The sequence below is a fragment of the Methylobacterium sp. E-045 genome (assembly GCF_022829685.1).
Lineage (GTDB): Bacteria > Pseudomonadota > Alphaproteobacteria > Rhizobiales > Beijerinckiaceae > Methylobacterium.
Map to the genome: position 1 here is coordinate 1 of NZ_JAKSYE010000038.1, position 1,432 is coordinate 1,432.

A 1,432-nucleotide genomic window follows, 5' to 3' on the forward strand; every position below is an offset into this window, starting at 1 on the left:
GCGCTCAATCAGTGGAAGGCCGACCTCCAGGACAAGGCCCGCCAGGCGCTCGACGAGATCGAGGACGAGCTCGACGCGACCGCGACCACGGCGGACGAGAGCTTCCCCGGCGACCAGAGCGAGGCCGCGTGATGGCTGCCCTGATCCGCAATAACTGTGGAGCTTCTACGCCTAAAAGTGAACTAGATCGATTCGCTCAGGTTTCTTTGGGCGCTTTTCAGCTGCACAGTCTGTGCTTCCAATGCAATTTTCAACGAATCTCGCAACGCCTTCGCAGCTTGGCGAAGATCCAAGCATTCCTTGTCTATAAGATTAAGCAATATTTTCAGCTGTCTCCACTCATTGGAGTTAAGAATTTTACTCTCTACTTCATAGTAATTATTTTTTTGGAGCAATTCACGCAGAAAGAAAAATTCGCCCAATACGCTACGGAAAGCTTCCTCCAGTTCAACAACAACCTCGCACCCCTTGAGAAAATTGACGGCCGATTCTTCGGAAACAGGTTCAACGTCGCTGCTCTTGACCAACAAAAGAATATTTCTTGCATAAGCAACCAGTCCTTTGCAGGCAACATCGATTGCGTCACTAGCATGCGCCTCCGAAATCGTGAGATAATTATCATCAATCTTAATGAAAGCGGATTGAAAATCTCGAATACGAAAGTTGAATTCACTAGTCTTGTTATATGCCTCCACAGTCTGCTTGTACGCAGCCTTGATGTAATTCAGCTGCCCCTGAATGATTGCCTTGTTAGCCAGGCCAACCTGTTTTCTGGTAGCCACAACAGCGACAATAGCCGCTATAAGCGCAGCAAATCCAGTGAGCATTGTTTGATATCGATTAAACCAAAAATCGAAACAGTTGAGAGCTCCATCCTTGGTGTGATCAGCGAGCACTTTTACGACATAGGGCGATCCGCACATGCCCGGCTCAGACGCCGCCCATGTGAAGCCGAAAAGTATCGCAAGCATTGCGATCAAGAAGGTGGAGAAGCGCCAATCCATGCGCTGATCAGTGACCTGAAGCGTGACCATTCTGCAAGCGTGTTCGCCCCGGCCGACGCGCTCGACATCGGAGCCGCAGCATGACGCGCGCCAAATTCATCGTTGCGATGGCTCGAGAGATCGCCGCCGCTGGCCGTCTCACCGCCCGCAGATCGCTGCAGCTGGCAGCCGAGGCATACCGCGCCTTCGTGGAGGGCAACGGTATCGAGTTCGGAGACGAGGCTTACGCTTGGGACGAGGACGCCGCCCGGTTGATCGCCCGCGAATACGAGATCAATCATTGGGAGGCCGCAGCATGACGCGCCGGGCCTACGCCGAGGACACGAAGGTGTCCGTCATCACCACCCGACAGGAGATCGAGGCCCTCCTCCGGAAGACCAAGGCCAACCGCATCGTCATCATGGACGAGCCGGCCGAGGCCCTGGTGA

At 53.7% G+C, this 1,432-nt stretch carries 2 protein-coding genes; one reads left to right on the forward strand and one right to left on the reverse strand.

Features of this window, described 5'->3' with window-relative positions:
* Positions 1 to 182 precede the first annotated feature (182 nt).
* Positions 183 to 1,034, reverse strand: coding sequence for a hypothetical protein (locus MKK51_RS04955; RefSeq protein WP_243975370.1), 852 nt, complete (start codon positions 1,032 to 1,034; stop codon positions 183 to 185).
* 50 nt (positions 1,035 to 1,084) lie between these two features.
* On the opposite strand from MKK51_RS04955, the gene MKK51_RS04960 reads away from it, so the two are divergent.
* Positions 1,085 to 1,303: a hypothetical protein gene (locus MKK51_RS04960; protein ID WP_243975371.1), complete on the forward strand. Its 219-nt coding sequence runs from the start codon at positions 1,085 to 1,087 to the stop codon at positions 1,301 to 1,303.
* Positions 1,304 to 1,432 lie beyond the last annotated feature (129 nt).

Coding starts and splice junctions, on each gene's coding strand:
- MKK51_RS04960 (WP_243975371.1), top strand. CDS start 1,085: ATGACGCGCGCCAAATTCATCGTTGCGATGGCTCGAGAGATCGCCGCC.
- MKK51_RS04955 (WP_243975370.1), bottom strand. CDS start 1,034: ATGGTCACGCTTCAGGTCACTGATCAGCGCATGGATTGGCGCTTCTCC.